Raw genomic sequence first — 23,850 nt, forward strand, 5'->3', positions numbered from 1 at the left:
TTAACACTTGCTGAAAAGCAGGTCATTTGGAAGCATGCTGACTATGGCTACGATACATGTAGACGGCAAAAAATATGATGTAGACGGGGCTGATAACCTGTTACAAGCCTGCCTCTCTTTGGGGTTGGATATTCCTTATTTTTGCTGGCATCCAGCGCTTGGAAGCGTTGGCGCTTGCCGCCAGTGTGCGGTGAAGCAATATCAAAATGCGGATGATACGCGCGGTCGTCTGATAATGTCCTGTATGACTCCGGCGGCGGATGGCACTTTTATCTCTATTGATGATGAAGAGGCTAAAAAGTTCCGTGAGAGTGTGGTTGAGTGGTTGATGACTAACCATCCGCACGATTGCCCGGTGTGTGAAGAAGGGGGCAACTGCCACTTACAGGATATGACTGTGATGACCGGTCATACATTCCGTAAATACCGTTTCACTAAGCGCACACATAACAATCAGGAATTGGGGCCGTTTATTTCTCATGAAATGAACCGCTGTATTGCTTGTTATCGTTGTGTGCGTTACTACAAAGATTACGCCGACGGCACTGATTTTGGTGTCTATGGCGCTCACGATAATATCTATTTTGGTCGCCCTGAAAGCGGCACGTTGGAAAGCGAGTTCTCCGGTAACTTGGTAGAAATCTGTCCAACTGGGGTATTTACTGATAAAACCCATTCTGAGCGTTATAACCGTAAATGGGATATGCAGTTTGCGCCAAGTATCTGCCAACAGTGCAGCATTGGTTGCAACACCAGCCCGGGAGAGCGTTATGGTGAATTACGCCGTATTGAGAACCGTTATAACGGGACGGTAAACCACTATTTTATGTGTGACCGTGGTCGTTTCGGTTACGGCTATGTCAACCGTAAAGATCGCCCTCGTCAGCCACAGCAATTGCGTGGCGATCATTGGATCTCACTTAACGCTGAACAGGCCATGCAGGGTGGGGCGGATATTTTACGTCAGGCCAAAAATGCCATCGGTATCGGTTCCCCACGCGCCAGTCTGGAAAGCAATTTTGCCCTGCGTGAACTGGTGGGCGCGGAAAACTTCTATAGTGGGATTGCTGCGGCTGAACAGCAACGTCTTGATATGATGCTGGAAATTTTGCAACAAGGTGGCGTTTATACTCCGTCGCTGCGTGAAATTGAAAGCTATGATGCGGTACTGATTTTAGGTGAAGATCTAACGCAAACCGGCGCCCGGATGGCACTGGCAGTTCGTCAGGCTGTGAAAGGCAAAGCCCGCGAAATGGCCGCTGCTCAGAAAGTTGCTGATTGGCAAATTGCCGCTGTGATGAATATTGGTCAGCGTGCGAAATACCCCCTGTTTGTGACCAACGTGGATGATACGCGTCTGGATGATATCGCAGCGTGGAATTATCGTGCGCCGGTTGATGATCAGGCGCGTTTTGGTTTTGCAGTCGCTCATGCATTGGATAACACTGCGCCGGCAGTTGAAAATTTGCCTGACGAACTGAAAGCTAAAGTGGAAATGGTTGCGCAAGCGTTGATTGGCGCGAAGAAACCGCTGATTATCAGTGGTAGTAACGTCGGCAGTGATGCGATTATTCAAGCAGCGGCCAATGTTGCCTGGGCACTGAAAGACCGAGGCTCAGATGTCGGTTTGTCGTTTGTTGCAATCTATGCGAATAGTATTGGATTGGCAATGATGGAAGCTCAGCCGCTGGATGTTGCGCTGCAACGGATAAGCCGTGGTGAATCTGATACGGCTATCGTGATGGAAAATGATCTTTATCGCCATGCCGCAGCAGATAAGGTAGACGATGCGCTGAACAATCTGAAAAACTTGGTTGTGGTTGATCATCAACGCACTGCCATCATGGATAAAGCCCATTTGATTCTTCCAGCTTCTAGCTTTGCGGAAAGTGACGGTACGCTGGTAAATCAGGAAGGCCGGGCGCAGCGTTATTTCCAAGTTTTCGAACCCTCTTTCTACGACAAATCGGTGGTGATGCTGGAAAGTTGGCGTTGGTTGCACTCTTTGCAAACAACTTATACTGAACGCCATTTGGATTGGACGCAGCTTGACCATGTGATTGATGCTTGTGTTGAAACAATGCCGCAGCTTAAAGGCATTGTTGATGCAGCGCCTGATTCTACATTCCGTATCCGTGGTCAGAAACTGGCTCGTTCACCGCACCGTTACAGCGGTCGTACTGCTATGCTGGCGAATCTCAGCGTACATGAGCAGCGTCAGCCAGAGGATGTCGATTCGCCATTTGCTTTCTCAATGGAAGGTAACAATAGCCCAAATGCCTATCGTCAGCAGGTGCCATTTGCATGGGCGCCAGGCTGGAACTCACCGCAAGCTTGGAACAAATTCCAGGCGGAGGTAGGTGGTCATCTGCGCTTTGGCGATCCGGGTGTGCGTCTGATTGAAACAACTGACGGTGGTCTGAACTATTTTGATCAGATTCCGGCAGCGTTTACTGCACAAAATAACCAATGGACAGTGGCTCCTTACCACCATTTGTTTGGTAGTGAAGAGTTAACTCAGCGTTCTGATGTCATTCAGGAACGTATGCCGGAGCCTTATGTGATGCTCAATAGCAAAGATGCGGATCAGTTGGGTGTGAAAACGGGTTCTGTTCTGGAGTTTGATTGTTTTGGTCAGCAACTGCGTCTGGCAGTTCGTCTGAGTGAAAGTCTTGCTCAAGGGCAGATCGGTTTGCCGATGGGAATGCCGGGTATCCCTCCGGTATTGGCAGGTGTTTCCGTGAATAATCTGCGGGAGGTTGCACAATGAGTTGGTTAACCCCCGAAATTATTGATGTGCTGATCGCTGTTCTGAAGGCCGTGGTGATCCTGGTCGTGGTGGTTGTCTGTGGGGCATTGATGAGTTTTGGCGAACGTCGTTTGCTAGGGCTGTTTCAAAACCGTTATGGGCCGAACCGTGTAGGTTGGGGTGGCTCGTTACAAATCGTCGCTGACATGATCAAAATGTTCTTCAAAGAGGACTGGGTACCACGGTTTGCCGACAGAATGATTTTTACTTTGGCGCCGGTGATTGGTTTTGTTTCTCTGTTGTTGGCATTTGCCATTGTGCCGATCACGCCGACTTGGATGGCCGCTGATCTGGACATCGGCATTTTGTTCTTCATGATGATGGCGGGTCTGGCTGTCTATGCGGTGCTGTTTGCTGGATGGTCAAGTAATAACAAATACTCATTACTGGGGGCGATGCGTGCTTCTGCGCAGACACTCAGTTACGAAGTGTTTATCGGCCTCTCCTTTATGGGCGTTGTTGCGCAGGCAGATTCTTTCAATATGGTGGATATCGTCAATGCACAAGAGCATATGTGGAATGTCATTCCTCAGTTCTTTGGCTTCTTGACTTTTGCCATCGCGGGCGTGGCGGTGTGTCACCGTCACCCCTTTGACCAGCCGGAAGCAGAACAGGAGCTGGCTGACGGCTACCATATTGAATATTCCGGTATGAAATTCGGCCTGTTCTTCGTGGGTGAATATATCGGTATTGTCACGGTTTCTGCCCTGATTGTGACAATGTTCTTTGGTGGCTGGCATGGTCCATTCCTGCCGCCGTTTGTCTGGTTTGCGTTGAAAACGGCATTCTTCATGGTGATGTTCATCCTGATACGTGCTTCTTTACCGCGTCCGCGTTATGACCAGGTGATGGCGTTTGGCTGGAAAATCTGTTTGCCGCTGACCTTACTTAACCTGCTAGCGACTGCGGCAGTGATTTTGTACAACGCTCAATAAGGGGGGAATGAACCATGACATTGAAAGAGTTAGTGGTTGGTTTTGCCACCCAGGTACGCAGTATTTGGATGATTGGCTTGCATGCCTTTCATAAACGCGAAACCCAAATGTATCCAGAGGAACCGGTTTATCTGCCGCCCCGTTACCGTGGTCGTATCGTGCTGACGCGCGATCCGGACGGTGAAGAGCGTTGTGTTGCCTGTAACTTGTGTGCGGCGGTTTGCCCGGTGGGATGTATCTCACTGCAAAAAGCTGAACATAAAGATGGTCGTTGGTATCCAGAATTTTTCCGCGTTAACTTCTCACGTTGTATTTTCTGTGGCTTATGTGAAGAAGCTTGCCCGACGACTGCGATCCAATTAACGCCGGATTTCGAAATGGGGGAATTTAAGCGCCAGGATCTGGTGTATGAAAAAGAGGACCTGACGATTTCAGGTCCGGGTAAATATCCTGATTATAACTTTTACCGTAAGACAGGTATGGCAATTGGCGGCAAACCAAAAGGTGAAGCCGACGATGAAGCGAAACCTATCGACGTTAAAAGCTTGTTGCCGTAAGGAGCGATATTCATGGAATTTACGTTTTATACCGCCGGGCTGATTGCCATATTGGCAACTATCAGGGTGATTACCCATACCAATCCGATACATGCGCTTTTGTATCTGATTGTTTCTCTGCTGGCGCTTTCAGCGGTGTTTTTTTCGCTTGGCGCTTATTTTGCCGGTGCGCTAGAGATCATCGTCTACGCCGGGGCCATTATGGTGCTGTTCGTTTTCGTGGTGATGATGCTAAACCTTGGCAAATCTGTTGTGGAACAGGAGCGTGTCTGGTTAAAACCGAAGACCTGGGTTGGTCCGGGGATACTGTCAGCCGTGCTGCTTGTTGTGCTGGTGTATACCATTATCAATGTTTCTCATGGCGATATTGCTGACAATATCACCGGTGAAGTGATCAGCGCTAAAGAAGTGGGTATCAGTTTGTTTGGTCCATATGTATTGGCCGTTGAACTGGCTTCTTTGCTATTACTTGCTGGTATGGTGGTGGCGTATCACATAGGCCGTGAACATAAACAGGGTGAAGTGCTCAGCAACCGAAATGCGGAGGAACAACCATGATACCTCTTCAACATGGACTGATTTTGGCGGCAATTCTATTTGTGTTGGGCCTGACTGGGCTCATTATTCGCCGTAATCTGTTGTTTATGTTAATTGGGCTCGAAGTGATGATTAATGCTGCGGCTCTGGCTTTTGTTGTGGTAGGCAGCTATTGGGGCCAGCCAGATGGTCAGGTGATGTTTATTTTGGCTATCAGCTTGGCGGCGGCAGAGGCGAGTATTGGCTTGGCGCTGTTATTACAGCTCTATCGTCGTCGCCAGAATCTGAATATTGATACAGTCAGTGAGATGCGCGGATGAACTTACTCTATTTAACAATTCTTCTGCCACTGCTGGGATTTTTGCTGTTGGCATTTTCCCGTGGCCGCTGGTCTGAAAATACATCAGCTACCATTGGGATTGGTTCTGTTGGTTTGGCTGCATTGGTTACCTTATGGGTTGCTATCGATTTCAACAGTCAGAATGGCGCGGGCGATCTGGTTTATAGCCAGAACCTGTGGAACTGGATGGAGGTTGGGAATTTCAGTATCCCGTTCACTCTGGTTCTTGATGGTTTATCGCTTACCATGTTGAGTGTGGTGACCGGTGTTGGTTTTCTGATCCATATGTATGCCTCGTGGTATATGCGTGGGGAAGAGGGTTATTCTCGTTTCTTCGCTTATACCAACCTGTTTATCGCCAGCATGGTGATACTGGTTCTGGCAGATAACATGATGCTGATGTATCTCGGTTGGGAAGGGGTGGGGCTATGCAGTTATTTGCTGATTGGCTTCTACTATACCAATCCGGCGAATGGCGCCGCGGCAATGAAAGCCTTTGTCGTTACCCGTGTAGGTGACGTCTTCCTGGCTATCGGCATGTTCATTCTGTATGACAATCTGGGAACGTTGAACTTCCGCGAGTTGGCGATTTTAGCTCCGCAGCATCTGGAAGCCGGTTCTTCGGTGATTACCTGGGCAACCCTGATGTTGTTGGGTGGGGCCGTAGGTAAATCAGCCCAATTGCCGTTACAAACTTGGCTGGCTGATGCGATGGCCGGTCCAACGCCGGTTTCTGCGCTGATTCATGCTGCAACGATGGTAACCGCCGGGGTCTACTTAGTTGCACGTAGTCACGGCCTATTCTTGATGGCGCCGGAAATCCTGCAACTGGTTGGCACGATCGGTGCTATCACGCTGGTGTTGGCAGGTTTTGCCGCGTTAGTACAAACCGATATTAAGCGTGTATTAGCTTACTCAACCATGAGCCAGATTGGTTACATGTTCCTGGCGTTGGGGGTTCAGGCGTGGGATGCAGCAATCTTCCACCTGATGACCCACGCTTTCTTTAAGGCGCTGTTGTTCTTGGCATCGGGTTCCGTCATTTTAGCTTGTCATCACGAGCAGAATATTTTCAAAATGGGAGGATTGCGTAAATCCATTCCATTGGTTTATGTCTGCTTTCTGGTGGGGGGCGCGGCGTTATCCGCGTTGCCAATCGTCACTGCCGGTTTCTACAGTAAAGATGAAATTCTGTGGGGAGCAATGTCACATGGTCATATCAACCTAATGCTGGCTGGTCTGGCGGGGGCATTTATGACTTCTTTGTATACCTTCCGCATGATTTTCATCGTATTCCACGGTGAGGCGAAAACAAAAGCCCATCCTGTTAAAGGTATTACCCATCATCTGCCGTTACTGGTGCTGCTGGTGCTTTCCACCTTTGTAGGCGCACTGATTGTGCCGCCATTGGCGGGGGTGTTGCCGGGCAGCCATTCAACGGATCACACAGGCAAAATGACTCTTGAAGTGGTTTCTGGCGTGATCGCTATAGCGGGTATTTTGCTGGCAATGGCACTGTATTTGGGTAAACGTCAGTTGGTGAATGGTGTGGCGAAAAGTGCTCCGGGGCGTTTCTTCTCCGTGTGGTGGTTTAATGCCTGGGGCTTTGATGTTCTCTATGATTGGGTATTTGCTAAGCCGTTCAAGAACATTACGCATGTATTGCGAAACGATCCGCTAAATTCGCTGATGAATATTCCTGCGGTGTTATCACGCTGGAGTAACAAAGGTCTTAGTCTGAGTGAAAATGGACAGGTCCGTTGGTACGTTGCCTCTATGGGGTTGGGTGCAGTGCTGGTTTTAGCTCTGCTGCTACTGGTTTAATTTAAGGGATACATTGCGCCATGCTATTACCTTGGCTAATTCTTATGCCCTTCATCGGTGGCCTGTTGAGTTGGCAGGCTGAACGCTTCGGTACCCGTGTACCGCGTTGGATCGCGTTAATTTCGATGGGGTTGACTTTGGTGCTCTCTCTGCAACTGTGGTTGCAGGGGGGCTTCACCTTGGCGAATCCGCAGGGGATCCCTCAATGGCAAATAGAATTTGTTATGCCGTGGATTCCGCGTTTTGGTATCAGTATTCACCTTGCTCTGGATGGCTTATCGCTGCTGATGGTGGTGTTGACCGCACTATTGGGGCTGATGGCTATTCTCTGTTCATGGACGGAAAATCAGCCATATCAGGGCTTTTTCCACTTGAACCTGCTATGGATTCTTGGCGGTGTGATGGGGGTGTTCCTCGCTATCGACATGTTCCTGTTCTTCTTCTTCTGGGAAATGATGTTGGTGCCGATGTACTTCCTGATTGCGCTGTGGGGGCACAGAGGCTCAGGCGGTAAAACCCGTATCACTGCGGCGACCAAGTTTTTCATTTACACCCAAGCGAGCGGCTTGGTGATGTTAATTGCGATTATGGCGCTGGTACTGGTTCACTATAACGGAACAGGCGAGTGGACATTCAGTTATGGAAAACTGCTGAATACACCCATGTCACACACCGTTCAATACTTGCTGATGCTTGGTTTCTTCATTGCTTTTGCAGTGAAAATGCCAGTTGTGCCCTTGCATGGGTGGTTACCTGATGCGCATAGTCAGGCGCCAACCGCGGGTTCTGTTGATTTGGCGGGTATCTTGCTGAAAACGGCGGGTTATGGTCTGTTGCGTTTCGCTTTGCCACTGTTCCCGGAAGCTTCTCATGAGTTCACTCCCATTGCGATGTGGTTCGGTGTGCTAGGGATCTTCTATGGCGCATGGATGGCATTCAGCCAGACAGATATCAAACGCCTGATTGCTTATACCAGTATCTCTCATATGGGGTTTGTGTTAATCGCGATCTATTCTGGCAGCCAGCTTGCTTACCAGGGGGCGATTATTCAGATGATTGCTCATGGTCTGTCAGCCGCAGGCATGTTTATTCTCTGCGGGCAGCTTTATGAGCGCTTACATACCCGTGATATGAATCTCATGGGCGGCTTGTGGAAACGTGTGCAGTTCTTGCCTGCATTATCGCTCTCCTTTGCTGTCGCGACACTGGGGATGCCGGGGACCGGTAACTTCATCGGTGAATTTATGATCCTGTTTGGTAGTTTTAGTGAATTTCCGTTAATTATAACGATTTCTGTGTTTGGTCTGGTGTTCGCTTCTGTCTATGCCCTGTATATGATGCAGCGTGCTTACTACGGTGAGGCAAAATCAGACGAACCACTAAGACGGATGGATATGCGAGAAGTATCCATTGTAATGGTGCTGTTGATATTACTGGTGGTGATGGGTTTCTACCCGCAACCTATCCTTGATACTTCAGCGGCAGCGATGGATAACATCCAGACCTGGTACTCAGCTTCAATTTCAACTACAAGGCCGTAATTCGCCATGACAATAACTCCTCAACAACTGATCGCGCTGTTACCGCTGTTGATCGTCGGATTGACGGTAGTAGTTGTGATGCTGTCCATTGCGTGGCGACGCGATCACTTTATTAACACCACTCTGACCGTGATAGGTTTGAATCTGGCTCTGCTGTCTCTCTATTTTGTCGGACAACAAGAAGCGATGGATGTCACTCCACTGGTTCATGTGGATCGCTATGCTATGCTCTATATCGGTCTCGTGCTGGTTGCGAGCTTGGCAACGACGACTTTCGCCTATTCCTGGCTGGAAAATTATCCAGATAACAAAGAAGAGTTCTATCTGCTGGTGCTAATTGCGACAGTGGGCGGGATTCTTCTGGCTTGTGCAAACCACTTGGCATCATTGTTTATCGGTATTGAGTTATTAACTTTGCCGCTGTTTGGTTTGATTGGTTATGCATACCGCCAGAAACGCTCTCTGGAAGCAGCTATCAAGTATATGTTGCTGTCTGCGGCAGCCTCTTCCTTCATGCTGTTTGGTATAGCGTTGTTATATGCGGAATCAGGCGATCTCTCTTTTGCTGCGCTGGGGCATCGTTTGTCTGACAGCTATATCTATCAACCTTTGATACTGTCAGGCTTGGGTATGCTGGTTGTCGGCCTTGGCTTTAAATTATCACTGGTGCCTTTCCATCTCTGGACGCCGGATGTTTACCAAGGAGCGCCTGCGCCGGTCTCTACCTTTCTGGCAACAGCCAGTAAGATAGCGATTTTTGCGGTAGTGATACGTTTATTCGTTGAAGCGCCAATGGCGGATAGTGAAGCACTGCGTACAGTATTAACCGTTATTGCGATTGCTTCTATGCTGTTCGGTAACTTGATGGCGCTGACCCAGACAAATATTAAACGTCTGCTTGGTTACTCTTCTATTGCTCACCTCGGTTATCTGCTGGTGGCGCTGGTAGCGGTACAGAATCACCAGCTTTCGGAAGAAACGGTCGGTATCTATCTAGCGGGTTATCTGTTTAGCAGTATTGGCGCATTTGGCGTTGTTAGCCTCATGTCCAGCCCATATAAAGGGCCGGATGCAGATTCCCTCTACTCATACCGTGGCCTGTTTTGGCACAAACCTATTCTGTCTGCGGTGATGACGGTGATGATGTTGTCACTGGCGGGGATACCAATGACATTTGGCTTTATTGGTAAGTTCTACGTCATTGTGTTGGGTGTGCAAGCGGAACTGTGGTGGCTGACGGGCGCTGTGGTTGTGGGTAGTGCTATTGGTTTGTATTACTATCTGCGGGTAATGGTCAGCTTGTACTTGCCTGCGCCGAAAGCCCTTAATCGTGACACACCAAGGAACTGGGCATCGACTGCCGGCGGGATCGTTGTTCTGATTTCCGCATTATTGGTATTAGCGCTAGGTATCTGGCCTCAACCGCTGATTGATGTGATACAGCAAGCGAAAATTATGCTCTAAATAGCCAGTCGGTTGTTACGGATTATTTGGCATAATAAAGACCCGGTAAGGTTGTCCTTACCGGGTCAGTTTTGAAAAGACTTGAGTTATAAAAATAAAATCTTTTATTTATTAAAATAGTCTCGTCATATGATTTTAGGTTTTCTCTTAAAACCATGTCTATTTAAATGATGTTTAAATAAATCAGTAAATTCATTTAATAATATTTTATTGCAGGGAATCGGATTCTTTATAAACGATTATTTAACTGGCTGATAAAAAATTTAATTCTCAGTTGAAAACGTTATTAAAATCGGTTGATTTTTTAAATGTATTGTCTTGTTAACCTGTTTTATATTTTTATTTGCCTTTTTTACGGGGTATAAATGAGATTTAAAAATGGTTATATACCCTATGGATTTCAAGATGCATCGCGACGGCAAGGGAGCGAGCGCAGCCAACAAAGAGGCAACTTGAAAGATGACGGGTATAAATCAACCAATAAATAGCTTGATGGTATAAAGATACCCCTTTATTTTTTTTCGGATAATATTCTTTTTTCGCTGATTTCTTTTCAATTTTTTATTAATGGTTAATGGGGTTGGATTTAATTTGATTAACGTTTTTTTAAAAATCTGCACTTATAGTTAAATCCGTCTTTTATATGAAATATTTAATATTTTTGTTTTTGTGATTTTAAATGATTATGTCAGATTAGGTAAATGTAAAATAAGTGGGTGGATAACATTACCGATAAACGAATTAAATATGAATGTGAATAGGATGTTAAAGGGAAAGGCAGGTAAAAAGATAAAATGAATATGGTTAAAAAGGTGATATCAAATAGGGCGATTTCCATTCAGAGAGTTTTCTTATTTTTCGATTAAAAATTCATTTAATGAATGGTTTTTATTGGACTATTTTGAGCCTGTAATTTAAATTTACCCATTTTTACTAAATCGATACTCTGATTTTCTCATTTTTCCTTCTTCTTGTATTTGATTTTTAGGTTTAAAACCAAAGAGGGTAATAAATATATTAATGGTATTAAAATTAAAGTTTATTTCTTTAATTATCGCATTCAATCTGACTTCTTCAAGAATATATTCAGGATAACGCCTTTCACAGTAAACAACGTATTTAGAAATGCGCCTTTGACATATATCCAAAGACGCGTCCTCAACAGTTCGTGTTAGTTGTAGCTTACCCAGCAGTCATAGGATGAAATGTACGGCGGCTGATACAACCCGCCCGTGATATTTCCGACTTTCATTTGCAGGGTAATCCTACAGTCTGCTGGAACATTCGCTCCTGCGGCATTGATCGTGGCCGAGCCGCTGGCTACATCTAGAAATGCTTCCCATGCAGTAGAATTATCCGGGGTGGTGATGAAAAGACGCAGCGTGATTTGATTTTGCCAGCCAGCCCAATTGACTCGGTCATAGGTACACTGAATGGTGTTCACAATTCCTGAAGGCGTCGGTCCGTTCAAGGGAGCTAAGGTTGTACCAGAAATATACGTACCGCCTTGAGTTGGTTTAGGGCCTAAACCAGAGCGATACCAACGTGGTCCGGTCTGTTGCGTGAGACTGTCCTCGGCTTCAATTTGCTGTTGTAGCAACTCCAGCAGAGATGGGTCTTCTTTGGTTAGGTCTACTTGGGTCAACGAAACAGTTTGTTCCTCTTTCAACAACATATTAGAGGGCAGAATTAGCTTGCTCATTTACATTCTCCTAGTTTATATCGAAAAGATGGTGACCGAGCATTAAAACATCACTCGATCATGCAATACAATCGATCATGCGACACAATCGATAATGCTGGACTGATGCTTATTAGAAGGGGGGATTTGTGAAAATCTTTCAGTTTCCGCGTAATCATATTATGTCCCCAATCTAGCGACGTGCGGCCCTGCTTATTTCTTTGGGGATGTTTTTAAATGGGTTGGTCAATAACTTGACCCGGTAAGGTTGTCCTTACCGGGTTGTTGCAACTTATTGATAATACTTTTTCCCCCTGAATTATACTTCGCACGACTTTTATTTGCTTATCATACTCAATACCTTGTATTGCCTGATGAAGGTCAAGGGGCAAGTTATATTATATTTATTTCAGCAGAAGCCCGCTGTATTGCGATTCCAGATTGTCAAGGTAGTCTAGTTGATCGTGTATGAGTTTAGTCAAGCCTTGCTGACGAGTTTGATCATCTATGGTTTCCTGTAATTGGCTGGCAAAGATGCTCCATACTTGTTCCAGTTTAGTTGCCTGGAGTAATAGGGTAATGCGTTCTTTGTCGATTTGATGCACATCAGCTATACCGGCAATCCGTTGTTCTACGCCTTTTAACTGGGTTTTTAAATCGTCGCAATCTTTGGTTAATTGAGCAATTTGTTGATCCAATTTGATTCTGGCATCAGCTAGCTCAACATATTTTAGTCCTGTGGAGATATTGCTTAGAATCTTTTTAGTGATTTCAATTCCTTGTTTGATCGCCTGTTTGATAAGTTCTTTTTTAGGACTAGCCAGATTCAGTTTGTCGAGTTCACTGACATCGGGAATATAGTCCTTAAACATATCGGCCAGATTATATTGACGGATAATATTTTGGCTTTCGATGAGTTTGTCGCGATCTGGGATTAATTTGGCCTTATTTTTCTCTTTCTGTGTGATATCAGTTTGCAGCTCTTCTTTTTTTTCCTGTTCTTCTTTCAGGCGTTCTTCCAGACGTTCTAAAATAACGACATTACTAACATCGGCAATTTTGCTGGCTATTATGTTAGATTCTGTGTGTAAGCTAGAAATAACGTTTTTAACGTCTTTGTTCAAATTGAGTACTTGTTCTGAACGTGCTTCCAACAGGGTTTTGCGTGTCTCGTCATCCAATTCGGTATTTTCCAGAGCAGTATCAATTTCGATGATGGTCTGGAAATAGTCTTGAGGGGGAAGTTGCCTCAAAGCAGTTTGTAGATGAGGAACAGAGGCGCGAGCAGCTTCATCAATATCGCGACTATATAAGCTTATCCGCAGAGTTTTTTCCTGGATGATTTCAATGCCTGATTTTTGCTGGTGTGTTAAACGCCAGATATTTTTCACCGCTTGACTCAAAGTTTTTACGCTAATTTCTGGATAAGTAATCGTTTTCTGAGGGAAAGTGATGACGTCAGTCATTTTAATACTCCTTTTTTCTGTAAATCCTATGTAATACGTGAATGATTAGTTATAACGAGATTTGTATTCTTTCAACGCTTCATCGAAAACTTTGACCAATTGTTTCGCGGAACCTTCTACCTCTTTCCAAGGGTTTATGACTTGCTGGAATTTAGTCATAAAAGAGGTCAGATTCAGTGCGTCGTTAATCTGGCTAAACTTATCTTTGGAAGCATTAATTTGGGTTAGCATGGATTGCCACATGTAATCCAAATGATTCAGAGCGACTTCTGCATCCAACAACCGGGTATCAATGTCGCTAAAATCAAGGGATAAGCCAGTAATAGATTTTTGTAGTGCGCGTTTGCCGTTGATGTTCTCTTCCAGGCTACGCACTTCTTCGATCAGCATGTTTTTACGTTTTCGCACTTCCTCTGCCTTGGAGCCAAAGATGCCGCCAGTAATAGCGAGGCCGATTAGTCCCCCTGCGATACCGGAGAAGGCCAGGCCTACGAATTTATCGTAGTCTTTCTTGAGTTGGGTAATTTCCGCTTTTTTCTCAGCGATCTTATCGTCCAGATTTCCGATGCTGACTGACACCTTATTATCTCTCATCAGCTTTCGCTTATTTTCGACTTGTGGCTGTAAACCTAGAGCAATATTGCCGTTTGATAATCTGCCGCCAATCAGCTTTAGCTTGAAATCAGATACTTCAGTTTTGACTTTTTCAGTTTTTTCCTGCTGTTTCTTAATATCACTTTTCATGGTGTCAAGGATTTCCCCTAAAACATAGGATACTTCTCTGTCTTCATGGGTGTAGGTGATCTCGGCGAGTTGTCTATGTGATATTTCTCCCAATCTCCTCTTTATGCGCGTAATAATTGGCATTTCATTAATGAGACTAATGATATTCTCACCGGTTTCGGTAATTTGTTTGCCAACAACTTCCAGGTCTATGCTCTGTTGCAGAATATCGTTTTCCACATCGCTCCAGCTAAGCGAGTGAATGCGGATTTCTTCAAATAAGGCATGAATATCCTTTGGTTCTAATCCAGCGATATCGATCTTTTGGTAACCCAAGTAGCTTTTCACCTCCTCAAGATTAAAAGGGAGTGATAGCCCTTTCTTAACATACAGTTTGATATTAATCAGGTCTTCTTTGGTAAATATTCCTCCTGGGCGTGCAACACCTTCTTGTTTACCAGTCAGTAATTGCAAGGTAGCCGAGGGAATATCTGTTTCGTTCAGTGTTTTTTCCGCTGGAAGTTGAGCTAATAACATATATTTCTCCATTAATGGTTCTTGCTTTATTAAAAAATTATTAAATACATCAAGTCATAACCGAACGTCATAATACTCATGTTGTTAAATTCACGTTGTGTTTTTTATTGAATAATCTTAATTAAAAATACATATATTTACGTGATTAATTGTTGGAAAAATAGTTTAATTCATGAGTTTTGTTAAATAGTATTTTTACGTTGCTATTAATCTTAAATAAATTTATTTTTAATTTTTTATGTCTGATATATAGAATTAAATAGTATGAATTTTTATTGTTTTAGCAATTGAGGGTGAGAATAATCCTTTGGTTTTCTTGTCTATATGACTTAAGTTTTCATTTATTTATTGATGTTAGAATGATAAATATAAAATGTTTAAATAAATTTTATATAAAAATGCAATTAAAACAAATAATTAGGTCAATTTTGCGATGTGGTGATTATATGATTTCTATCTTTTTAATTTTAAAATTAGGTAATGTTGTATTTTTATAAAAAATAAGTCAGATGTTTTTTTATTATTTTTAATTATATGTTTCAATTAAAGACTTAATTGTTTATATAATAGCTAAAATTAACAAATAAGAGGGTTTTTTCTATAATCCTATTTGGCTATTGTGAGAATAAGACATGTTTTTATAGGATGATCTTATTAAAAGGATAAATATTTGTTCCCTAGTTTATAATAACGTTATTTATTTAGTAAATTTTCCGTAGTAAATAAAAGAGTCATTTTTTTATAAATTGCATCGTGAGAATTGATCATGCTAGTGAACTTAATATTCGTTATTTGAAGGGCAAAACCTCTGATTCAGCCTGTTTCAGTATCGGGATAAGAGCATGCTGCTAACGGAATCGAACAAGCATAACTACATAAATAATCAGGGCTTTAATTATTATTAATGCCCCGTATAATCCTACTTTTATCACGTCTTTTGAGGCAGAAGTGGTGAATAAAATTGCTAATGTTGTCGCTGATGTATGTAAAACACTGAATAATGAACAAGTTAGCGAAGTTGGTATCCAACAGATTGCATTTCCTCTGCCAGCAGGTTGCAGCACTTACTGGCTGGAATGGCTGGCGGCGCAGTCTCATTATCCGCAATTCTATTGGCATCACAGAGAGGGCCATGAAGAAGTCGCTGCTTGTGGGCAAATCCATCTTTTCAGTGATATCGCTTTAGCCGAAAATTTTTTGCACAGAAACCGTCAATTTCCACAGATACGGATCTGGGGGCTGAATGCGTGGGATCGGATTCAACCAGCCCGTATTACGCAATCCGCAGCCGGGGAAGCGGGTTATCTGTTTTTGCCTCGCATCGAATTACGCCGCTGCCGTGACGAAAGCTGGTTGTATTTGAATATCGCAGGCCGGCAGGATGTGAGAAATGCACAGGAATTTCTGCAACAGTTAGTTCCGCACCGGGAATTCTCTGCATTACAGGCGGTGGTAGTGAATGCGGAGAATATGCCGGAACGCGCCCGGTGGTGTGACTTGATTGAGCAGGCTTTGGAGGCTATCACCCATCGTAAGATGGAGAAGGTAGTGATGGCGCGTAAGACGCAACTAGTACTGAGTGAATCTTTAGCGGCTGCACAGTTTATGGCAGCGAGTCGCCGGATAAATCACTGTTGTTATCATTTTATGCTGGCTTTTAATCGGCACGAGGCATTTTTGGCGTCTTCACCAGAACAGCTTTACTACCGTAAGCAGACTCAGCTTTATACCGAAGCGCTGGCGGGGACGGTTGCTAATTCTGATGATGCTCAGCAAGCCGAAAAATTAGGGCAATGGTTGCTGGATGATAAAAAAAATCAGCATGAAAATTTACTCGTTGTTGATGATATTTGCCAGCGTCTTCAAGGTGCGGTGGTTTCTGTCGATGTGGCTCCGCCAGATGTGATTCGTCTGCGAAAAGTCCAGCATTTACGCCGCCGGATACAGGGAAAATTGAAGCATGCCCGTGATAGTGATTGCTTGCATCGTTTACAACCAACGGCCGCAGTTGCTGGATTACCTCGTGAAGCGGCACGTGATTTTATTCGTGATAGCGAACCATTTAATCGTGACTGGTATGCAGGTTCCGCAGGGTATCTTTCCTGTGAACAGAGTGAGTTTGCGGTTTCTCTACGTTGCGCAGAAATTAACAACAATTTACTTTCACTGTATGCCGGTGCGGGGATTGTGATGGGTTCTGATCCACAACAGGAATGGATAGAAATAGAGAACAAAGCTGCCGGGTTGCGTACTTTGCTGAAAGGGGAATAGTTGAATGAAAACAATCTCCAATTAAGTGGCAATTCATTGAACTAGGATAAAGAAATAATTATCTGTGCCGTTAGGCTAATAGTCAGCTTTTATAGAAATTTTTTGAGTAAACTATGTCAAACAGCGCATTTAACCGCCGCTGGGCGGAACTTTTATTGGAAGCACTTACTCGTCATGGATTACGTCATGTTTGCATTGCACCCGGTTCACGTTCCACGCCTTTGACAATAGCTGCTGCGGCAAATAACAAACTGATTTGTCATACTCATTTTGACGAACGTGGATTAGGGCATCTGGCACTGGGATTATCTAAAGCAAGCAGAGAACCGGTTGCCGTTATCGTCACTTCTGGAACCGCGGTAGCGAATCTTTATCCTTCATTAATTGAAGCCAGTTTAACGGGTGAGCGAGTGGTTTTCCTTACTGCTGATCGGCCGCCAGAATTGATGGATTGTGGCGCAAATCAGGCTATCCGTCAGAATGGTATTTTTGCTTCTCATCCATGCCAGACAATTTCTTTGCCAAGACCGACCGTAGATATATCGGCAAGTTGGCTGGTTTCTGTCATAGATCATAATATGGCGAGTTTGCGACATGGAGCCTTGCATATTAATTGCCCATTTGCCGAACCGTTATATGGTAATGAAGAGCCTGCTTATAAGGAGTGGCAGCAGCAGTTAGGCGATTGGTGGAAAAGTAACGAACCTTGGTTGAGCCAGCCAGTAGCTAATGTTGTGGCAGAAGTGCCGGATTGGAACTGTTGGCAGCAGAAAAAAGGCGTTGTATTGGCTGGTCGAATGAGTGCCGAAGAGGGAGTTAATGTTGCTAAATGGGCAAAAGCATTGGGCTGGCCGCTGATTGGCAATGTGCTTTCACAAACTGGGCAGCCATTGCCCTGTGCCGATTTATGGCTGGGTAATCCTCATGTGCAGGATATTTTAGCGCAAGCGCAACTGGTCGTGCAGTTTGGTTTCAGTCTGATAGGGAAACGCCTGTTACAGTGGCAAGCGAAATGCCAGCCGCAGGAGTTTTGGATTATTGATCCGATACCCGGTCGGCTTGATCCTGCCAATCATCGCGGCAAAAAATTGACCTGTCATATTGCTGACTGGTTATTGGCTCATCCCGCACAGTCGCGTATGCCGTGGGCACAATCGCATACACCGTGGGCAGAAGAGCTCATTGTCTGGTCAGAAAAAGCCGTTAATTGCGTTAGAACAGCATTGGCAGGGAAATTCGGTGAAGCAACTGTGGCCTATCGATTGCGTGAATTACTGCCTGAACACGGGCAGTTGTTTGTCGGTAACAGCTTGATTATTCGTTTGATAGATGCCCTTGGGCGATTACCAGCAGGATATCCGGTTTACAGTAACCGGGGCGCTAGCGGCATTGATGGGTTAATTTCCACTGCGGCGGGTGTGCAACGGGCAACAGCCAAGCCCACTTTAGCGGTTATCGGTGATTTATCGGCGCTTTATGATCTCAATAGTTTGGCTCTGTTGCGTCATCCTTCCGCACCAATCGTGTTAATAGTGGTAAATAATAACGGCGGGCAGATTTTCTCTTTACTATCAACCCCGGAAGAAGCAAGGCAACGTTTTTACTGTATGCCTCAGCAGGTTAGTTTTGATCATGCTGCGGCGATGTTCGGCTTGAAATATGCCAGCCCACAAAGTTGGATGGAGTTGCAACAAGATATTGAGCAAGCATGGCAACAGAATGAAACCACGCTGATTGAGCTAAAAGTGCCGGAGAGAGAAGGGGCTGAGTGTTTGCAACAACTGTTAAAACAGGTGGCAGTGTTGTGAGTCTGGCTTGTCGCAAGTTTAACGATCACAATGACCGCCCTTGGCTGGTGTGGTTACATGGATTATTGGGCTCTGGTGATGAATGGTTGCCGTTAGTGAATCTGTGTGCTCAACATCCCTCATTGGTCATCGATTTACCCGGTCACGGTGATTCCGCAAAAGTGCAGATAAACGATTTTGCAGACATGAGCCGTCTTTTATCTGCAACGTTAAGAAAACAGCAAATCGCTCAATATTGGTTGATTGGTTACTCCTTGGGTGGACGCATTGCCATGCATCATGCTTGTTATGGTGATATTCAGGGATTATGCGGATTGATGGTTGAAGGCGGAAACCCAGGATTATTTTCCCAACAGGAGCGGAATGATCGTCTCGAACACGATAGCAGTTGGGCCGAACGTTTTCGTTCTCAGCCGATGGAACAGGTTTTATCTGATTGGTATCAGCAGCCGCTTTTTTCTGATCTATTACCTGAACAGCGTCAGCAACTGATCAAAATACGCTGCCATAATGATGGCGATGGTGTGGCTAAAATGCTGGAAAATACTTCACTTGGACATCAACCTTGGTTGGTTCCTGTATTGCAGCAACTGACGTTGCCTTTTGCTTATCTATGCGGCGAAAATGACAAGAAATTCGGACGATTAGCAAAACATTGCGCTTTGCCGCTGCAAACTATTCCACATGTTGGGCATAATGCTCACCGAGCGAATGCGGCGGCGTTTGCTGCGACAGTAAACCATTTTTTATCACTCTTTAATGCATAAGGAATACGAATATGATTTACCCGAGCGAAGAAGAACTTTATGCCCCAGTTGTATGGCAGGACTGCTCTGAAGGATTTGAAGATATTTTTTATCACAAATCCACCGATGGTATGGCTAAAATCACCATTAATCGCCCGCAAGTACGTAACGCATTCCGGCCATTGACGGTTAAAGAGATGATGCGGGCGTTGGATGATGCCCGCTATGATGACACTATCGGGGTGATTATCCTGACAGGTATGGGTGAAAAAGCGTTTTGTGCTGGTGGTGATCAAAAAGTCCGTGGCGATTACGGTGGTTATAAAGATGCCAATGACATGCATCACCTAAATGTATTGGATTTCCAGCGTCAGATTCGTACTTGTCCAAAACCTGTTGTTGCTATGGTTGCTGGATATGCGATTGGCGGCGGTCATGTACTGCATTTGGTGTGTGATCTGACCATTGCGGCTGACAACTCTATTTTCGGTCAGACCGGGCCTAAAGTGGGCTCTTTTGACGGCGGTTGGGGGGCATCTTACATGGCACGGATTGTTGGGCAGAAAAAAGCCCGCGAAATCTGGTTCTTGTGTCGTCAATATGATGCTAAACAAGCGTTGGAGATGGGCTTGGTTAACACCGTTGTGCCTTATGCGGATCTGGAAAAAGAGACCGTTCGCTGGTGTCGTGAAATGCTGAAAAATAGCCCGATGGCCCTGCGTTGCTTAAAAGCTGCTCTAAATGCGGATTGTGATGGTCAGTCTGGATTGCAAGAGCTGGCAGGTAACGCCACCATGCTTTTCTATATGACCGAAGAAGGTCAAGAGGGACGTAATGCATTCGTTGAGAAACGCCACCCTGATTTTAGTAAATTTAAACGTAATCCATAATGCGAACTGCAACTTTATACCGGTTCAAATTGCCAATGGAAGCCGGTGTTATCCTGCGATATCAGCGGCTTAAAACTCGTGATGGTTTTTTGGTTCACTTACAGGAAAATGGTCAACAGGGATGGGGTGAAATTTCACCATTGCCGGAATTTAGCAAAGAAACTGTTGAACTGGCAGGTGAAGCAGTGGTGGCATGGCTTAAACAGTGGCGCCTTGGCGCTGAACCTGATGAAAGTGAATTACCTTCTGTCGCATTCGGGATTAGCTGCGCATTAGCTGAATTGCAGGGTAAATTACCGAAAGACGCTAACTACCGGAAAGCGCCATTGTGTAATGGCGATCCTGATGAACTGATTGTTCGTCTCAGTAACTTGAGTGGACAAAAAGTTGCCAAAGTGAAAATCGGACTGTATGAAGCGGTACGTGATGGCATGGTAGTTAACGTCTTACTGGAAGCGGTACCGGATTTATCTTTGCGGCTGGATGCTAACCGTAGTTGGAGCCGTGCTAAAGCGGACAGTTTCGCTAAGTATGTCAATCCTGATTACCGTAGCCGAATTGTCTTTCTGGAAGAACCTTGTCAAACCCCGGAACAATCGCTCGCTTTTGCCCGTGAGACTGGGATCGCCATTGCATGGGATGAAACTGTCCGTGATGAGGGTTTTAAAGTAGAGGCCCAAAAAGGGGTGGCTGCTATTGTGATTAAACCCACTCTGATAGGAAGCCTTGCTCGTTGTTGTCAATTGACTTCAGCCGCGCACAATGCGGGGTTAGAGGCGGTGATCAGCTCCAGTATTGAAACCAGCTTTGGTTTGACTCAGCTTGCCCGTATTGCTCATTGGCTGACGCCAGCGACGATTCCTGGACTGGATACGCTGGAATTGATTCAATTTCAGTTAGTGCGACGTTGGCCGGGTAGCACGATGCCAGTAACAGAATTGGACGAGTTAGAAATCGCATGGCGCAGTTAAATCCATTTACCCAGTGGCCGTGGCGCTATTGGGCATCATTTAGTCCTGAAAATATTGCCGTCAAGTTGTGTGATCGTTCCCTAACCTGGCGCCAGTTAGTGATCTCTTTGGATACGATTGCGGCCAATTTTCGCCAACAGGGGGTAGTTGAAGGTAGTGGCGTAATGTTGCGAGGAAAGAACAGCGAAGAGATGCTGTTTTGCTATCTTGCGGCGCTACAGTGTGGCGCGCGGGTATTGCCACTGAATCCTCAATTGCCTGAAATGCTCTTGGCTGAATTACTGCCACATTTGAATATCGATTTTGTGGCTGATTTTTGTGGTGACAACTTGCCTGTGATGGATGCCAGAATCCTCGATTGGAAAAGTGAACCACTAAATTCTGATGACAATTCAGTGGTATGGGATGCTATGCGCCCAGCCAGTATGATACTGACTTCCGGCTCTTCTGGGTTACCTAAAGCGGCTGTTCACTCAATTCATGCTCATCTTGCCAGCGGGCAAGATGTACTTTCAGCCATCGATTTTCAGCAACAAGATAGCTGGCTGCTCTCATTGCCGTTGTTTCATGTATCGGGTCAGGGAATCATTTGGCGCTGGCTAATCAAAGGGGCTTGTTTGGTGCTCAGAAATGCCAATCTGTTAGATCACGCTTTGGCAGATTGTACTCACGCTTCATTGGTTCCGACTCAGCTTTGGCGGTTACTGGAGCAATCACAAAATCAGACACTGAATTTGAAACAAGTGCTGTTGGGGGGAGCAATGATCCCCATTGAATTGACTCAACGAGCGGAGCAGCAAGGCATTTGCTGTTGGTGTAGTTACGGTTTGACCGAATTGGCTTCAACGGTATGCATTAAACGGGCAGACGATCGCCCCGGTGTCGGCAATCCCTTACCGGGCAAGGAAATTCGGCTAATAAATGAGGAAATTCAGATTCGTTCTGGCAGCCTCGCTTGTGGATATTGGCTGGATGGAAAATTACAACCATTAGCTGATCGAGATGGCTGGTTTCATACTCGTGATCGAGGAGTGATACAAAATGGCGAGTTGCGGATACTTGGCCGGATGGATAATCAATTTTTCAGCGGTGGAGAAGGAATTCAGCCGGAAGATATTGAACGGGTGATTAACACCTATCCACAGGTAGAACAGAGTTTTGCTGTTCCGGTGCCCGACCCTGAATTTGGTTATCGCCCTGTCGCGGTCATAGACAGTAATTCATCTGAGGTCATTGATACATTACCTGAATGGTTGATTGGTAAACTGGCTGCTTTTCAGCGCCCAGTCGCTTACTATCTGTTACCTCAAAAGCTTAAAAATAACGGCATTAAAGTTTCCCGTCAGCAAGTCAAAAAATGGGTGTTGGGTTTGCCCGGTTGCTCTTGAGCTATTTTGATTTGTATTTTGTGTGGTGAGATGGATATCCATCTCATTTGCTCTATTGCCACTTCAGAATAGCGATTCTGCTTATTATGCTATGAATTTAGCGAAGCTATAACCGAATCTAAAAGCTGTGAATTACAGGCAGATACCAACCCGCCACCAAACATAACGTTTTCTCTACTACCATTTAACGTACAGTAATCTCCACCTGCTTCTTTAATACAAGGCAGAATAGCTGCGCTATCCCACGGTTTCATTAATGTGTCGATAGCACAATGAATACGACCACTTGCAACCATTGAGTGCTGATAACAGTCATTTATAAACATAAAGTCTCGAGCTGTCTTCACCAATGAATTGAGATTGTACGGAATTGCCCCATCGGCTAGATGGTATGATGAACTATGTATCCCTGATGCAGAAATGACGGCATTACTAATTGTATCTGGAGAACCGTTTTGAATAATAAGCCTGCGTAATGAGACATCGTTATTACTCATCCAACAACCCTGTCCTTCCGAAGAGTACACAATAGTTGAAATAGCAGGAAAACTAATAACACCCATAATAGGCTCGCCATTCTCGACAAATGCGATCAGAGTGCTGAACAATGGCACACCATATAGAAAGGCCCGAGTACCATCAATAGGATCGATAACCCAACCAGTTTCAAATTTATTAGACCCAGTCAATCCAAATTCCTCACCAAGAATAGGGACTCCCGGGCATTGTTGCTCTAAAAGATTTCTAATTTCAGATTCGATTCTTACATCAGTATCCGTTACAACAGAACGATCGAGTTTATATTCAAATTCTTGAGAGCCATTGAATCCATCTAGAGTGATTGTCTTAACCTTTTTAACCGCTCTGAGTGCGATATTAAGCATATCTGTCATTTTACGTCTCCTAATAATGGGTCACATGTTGTGACCCATTTTCATTACTTACATTTGAAGTGTCTTCATCATGAAGTCGTCAAGATTGTCTTTAAATTCACTGATATGAGTATCTTAGCATTACTTAACTAATCATCTATATTATATAGTTAGATGCGATAAAAAATATTGTTTCAATAACATTGGAAGTCAGGGATATGACTTTTATTTACTGACAAGTTATTACTGGTTTGTTGGCCTCTGCTGTTGCTCAACTGTATATACACATATCAAGCCCAGTAAGCTACCGAAAATTAATAGAAAGACTATCATGTCATGTATAACAACATCGAACAACCCTGATATATACATATAACAAGCAGCAATCATTAATTGGGATGTATGAACAATGCCGCTAGCACTACCGGCATTATTCTTAAAAGGTTCCAGAGCTCTATTTAGAGTGATTGTAAATAAAATAGAATTGATG

18 protein-coding genes are annotated in these 23,850 nt (G+C 44.8%); 14 read left to right on the forward strand and 4 right to left on the reverse strand.

Features of this window, described 5'->3' with window-relative positions; all coding sequences use genetic code 11:
* The first annotated feature begins 43 nt into the window (after window positions 1-43).
* From nuoG to nuoN, 8 genes are read left to right on the forward strand one after another with little or no spacing between them, the layout of a single operon-like run.
* Complete coding sequence (gene nuoG, locus V2H77_RS13450; protein WP_341499207.1) at window positions 44-2,770, forward strand: NADH-quinone oxidoreductase subunit NuoG; 2,727 nt, start codon at window positions 44-46, stop codon at window positions 2,768-2,770.
* Window positions 2,767-3,744, forward strand: a complete 978-nt coding sequence (gene nuoH, locus V2H77_RS13455; protein WP_341499208.1) for an NADH-quinone oxidoreductase subunit NuoH — start codon at window positions 2,767-2,769, stop codon at window positions 3,742-3,744. Before nuoG ends, nuoH begins: the two co-directional genes overlap by 4 nt.
* A gap of 14 nt (window positions 3,745-3,758) precedes the next feature.
* On the forward strand, window positions 3,759-4,301 hold the full coding sequence (nuoI, locus tag V2H77_RS13460; RefSeq protein WP_049584761.1) for an NADH-quinone oxidoreductase subunit NuoI: 543 nt from the start codon (window positions 3,759-3,761) through the stop codon (window positions 4,299-4,301).
* 12 nt (window positions 4,302-4,313) lie between these two features.
* Window positions 4,314-4,859: an NADH-quinone oxidoreductase subunit J gene (gene nuoJ / locus V2H77_RS13465; RefSeq protein WP_049584760.1), complete on the forward strand. Its 546-nt coding sequence runs from the start codon at window positions 4,314-4,316 to the stop codon at window positions 4,857-4,859.
* The gene (nuoK, locus tag V2H77_RS13470) at window positions 4,856-5,158 is read left to right on the forward strand and encodes an NADH-quinone oxidoreductase subunit NuoK (RefSeq protein ID WP_011147297.1); all 303 of its coding nucleotides are present in this window, start codon (window positions 4,856-4,858) and stop codon (window positions 5,156-5,158) included. The genes nuoJ and nuoK overlap by 4 nt, the downstream gene beginning before the upstream one ends.
* A complete protein-coding gene (nuoL, locus tag V2H77_RS13475) occupies window positions 5,155-7,002 on the forward strand; it encodes an NADH-quinone oxidoreductase subunit L (protein ID WP_341499209.1) in 1,848 nt (615 codons plus the stop codon). Before nuoK ends, nuoL begins: the two co-directional genes overlap by 4 nt.
* Window positions 7,003-7,022: 20 nt before the next feature.
* Window positions 7,023-8,543: an NADH-quinone oxidoreductase subunit M gene (nuoM, locus tag V2H77_RS13480; RefSeq protein ID WP_265379594.1), complete on the forward strand. Its 1,521-nt coding sequence runs from the start codon at window positions 7,023-7,025 to the stop codon at window positions 8,541-8,543.
* 6 nt (window positions 8,544-8,549) lie between these two features.
* The gene (nuoN, locus tag V2H77_RS13485; RefSeq protein ID WP_341499210.1) at window positions 8,550-10,007 is read left to right on the forward strand and encodes an NADH-quinone oxidoreductase subunit NuoN; all 1,458 of its coding nucleotides are present in this window, start codon (window positions 8,550-8,552) and stop codon (window positions 10,005-10,007) included.
* Window positions 10,008-11,178: 1,171 nt separating this feature from the next.
* Here the strand turns inward: nuoN and V2H77_RS13490 are convergent.
* The 3 genes from V2H77_RS13490 to V2H77_RS13500 form a co-directional block, all read right to left on the reverse strand.
* A complete protein-coding gene (locus V2H77_RS13490; RefSeq protein ID WP_341499211.1) occupies window positions 11,179-11,709 on the reverse strand; it encodes a hypothetical protein in 531 nt (176 codons plus the stop codon).
* A gap of 383 nt (window positions 11,710-12,092) precedes the next feature.
* Window positions 12,093-13,154, reverse strand: coding sequence for an alpha-xenorhabdolysin family binary toxin subunit B (locus V2H77_RS13495; RefSeq protein ID WP_341499212.1), 1,062 nt, complete (start codon window positions 13,152-13,154; stop codon window positions 12,093-12,095).
* A gap of 45 nt (window positions 13,155-13,199) precedes the next feature.
* On the reverse strand, window positions 13,200-14,426 hold the full coding sequence (locus tag V2H77_RS13500) for an alpha-xenorhabdolysin family binary toxin subunit A (protein ID WP_445935496.1): 1,227 nt from the start codon (window positions 14,424-14,426) through the stop codon (window positions 13,200-13,202).
* 939 nt (window positions 14,427-15,365) lie between these two features.
* On the opposite strand from V2H77_RS13500, the gene menF reads away from it, so the two are divergent.
* From menF to menE, 6 genes are all read left to right on the forward strand, one after another.
* Window positions 15,366-16,685: an isochorismate synthase MenF gene (menF, locus tag V2H77_RS13505; RefSeq protein ID WP_341499215.1), complete on the forward strand. Its 1,320-nt coding sequence runs from the start codon at window positions 15,366-15,368 to the stop codon at window positions 16,683-16,685.
* Between the two features lie 113 nt (window positions 16,686-16,798).
* The gene (menD, locus tag V2H77_RS13510) at window positions 16,799-18,493 is read left to right on the forward strand and encodes a 2-succinyl-5-enolpyruvyl-6-hydroxy-3-cyclohexene-1-carboxylic-acid synthase (RefSeq protein WP_341499216.1); all 1,695 of its coding nucleotides are present in this window, start codon (window positions 16,799-16,801) and stop codon (window positions 18,491-18,493) included.
* Window positions 18,490-19,260, forward strand: coding sequence for a 2-succinyl-6-hydroxy-2,4-cyclohexadiene-1-carboxylate synthase (gene menH, locus V2H77_RS13515; RefSeq protein ID WP_341499231.1), 771 nt, complete (start codon window positions 18,490-18,492; stop codon window positions 19,258-19,260). Before menD ends, menH begins: the two co-directional genes overlap by 4 nt.
* An 11-nt stretch (window positions 19,261-19,271) precedes the next feature.
* Entirely contained in the window at window positions 19,272-20,129 is an 858-nt protein-coding gene (gene menB / locus V2H77_RS13520; RefSeq protein WP_341499217.1) for a 1,4-dihydroxy-2-naphthoyl-CoA synthase, read from the forward strand.
* Complete coding sequence (gene menC, locus V2H77_RS13525) at window positions 20,129-21,100, forward strand: o-succinylbenzoate synthase (RefSeq protein ID WP_341499219.1); 972 nt, start codon at window positions 20,129-20,131, stop codon at window positions 21,098-21,100. Before menB ends, menC begins: the two co-directional genes overlap by 1 nt.
* Window positions 21,088-22,488, forward strand: a complete 1,401-nt coding sequence (gene menE, locus V2H77_RS13530; RefSeq protein WP_341499220.1) for an o-succinylbenzoate--CoA ligase — start codon at window positions 21,088-21,090, stop codon at window positions 22,486-22,488. The genes menC and menE overlap by 13 nt, the downstream gene beginning before the upstream one ends.
* An 89-nt stretch (window positions 22,489-22,577) precedes the next feature.
* Here menE and V2H77_RS13535 read toward each other — a convergent pair whose 3' ends face one another.
* Window positions 22,578-23,381: an inositol monophosphatase family protein gene (locus tag V2H77_RS13535; protein ID WP_341499221.1), complete on the reverse strand. Its 804-nt coding sequence runs from the start codon at window positions 23,379-23,381 to the stop codon at window positions 22,578-22,580.
* Window positions 23,382-23,850: the final 469 nt, after the last annotated feature.

The sequence above is a fragment of the Photorhabdus sp. P32 genome, from assembly GCF_038085095.1.
GTDB classification, from domain to species: Bacteria; Pseudomonadota; Gammaproteobacteria; order Enterobacterales; family Enterobacteriaceae; genus Photorhabdus; species Photorhabdus luminescens.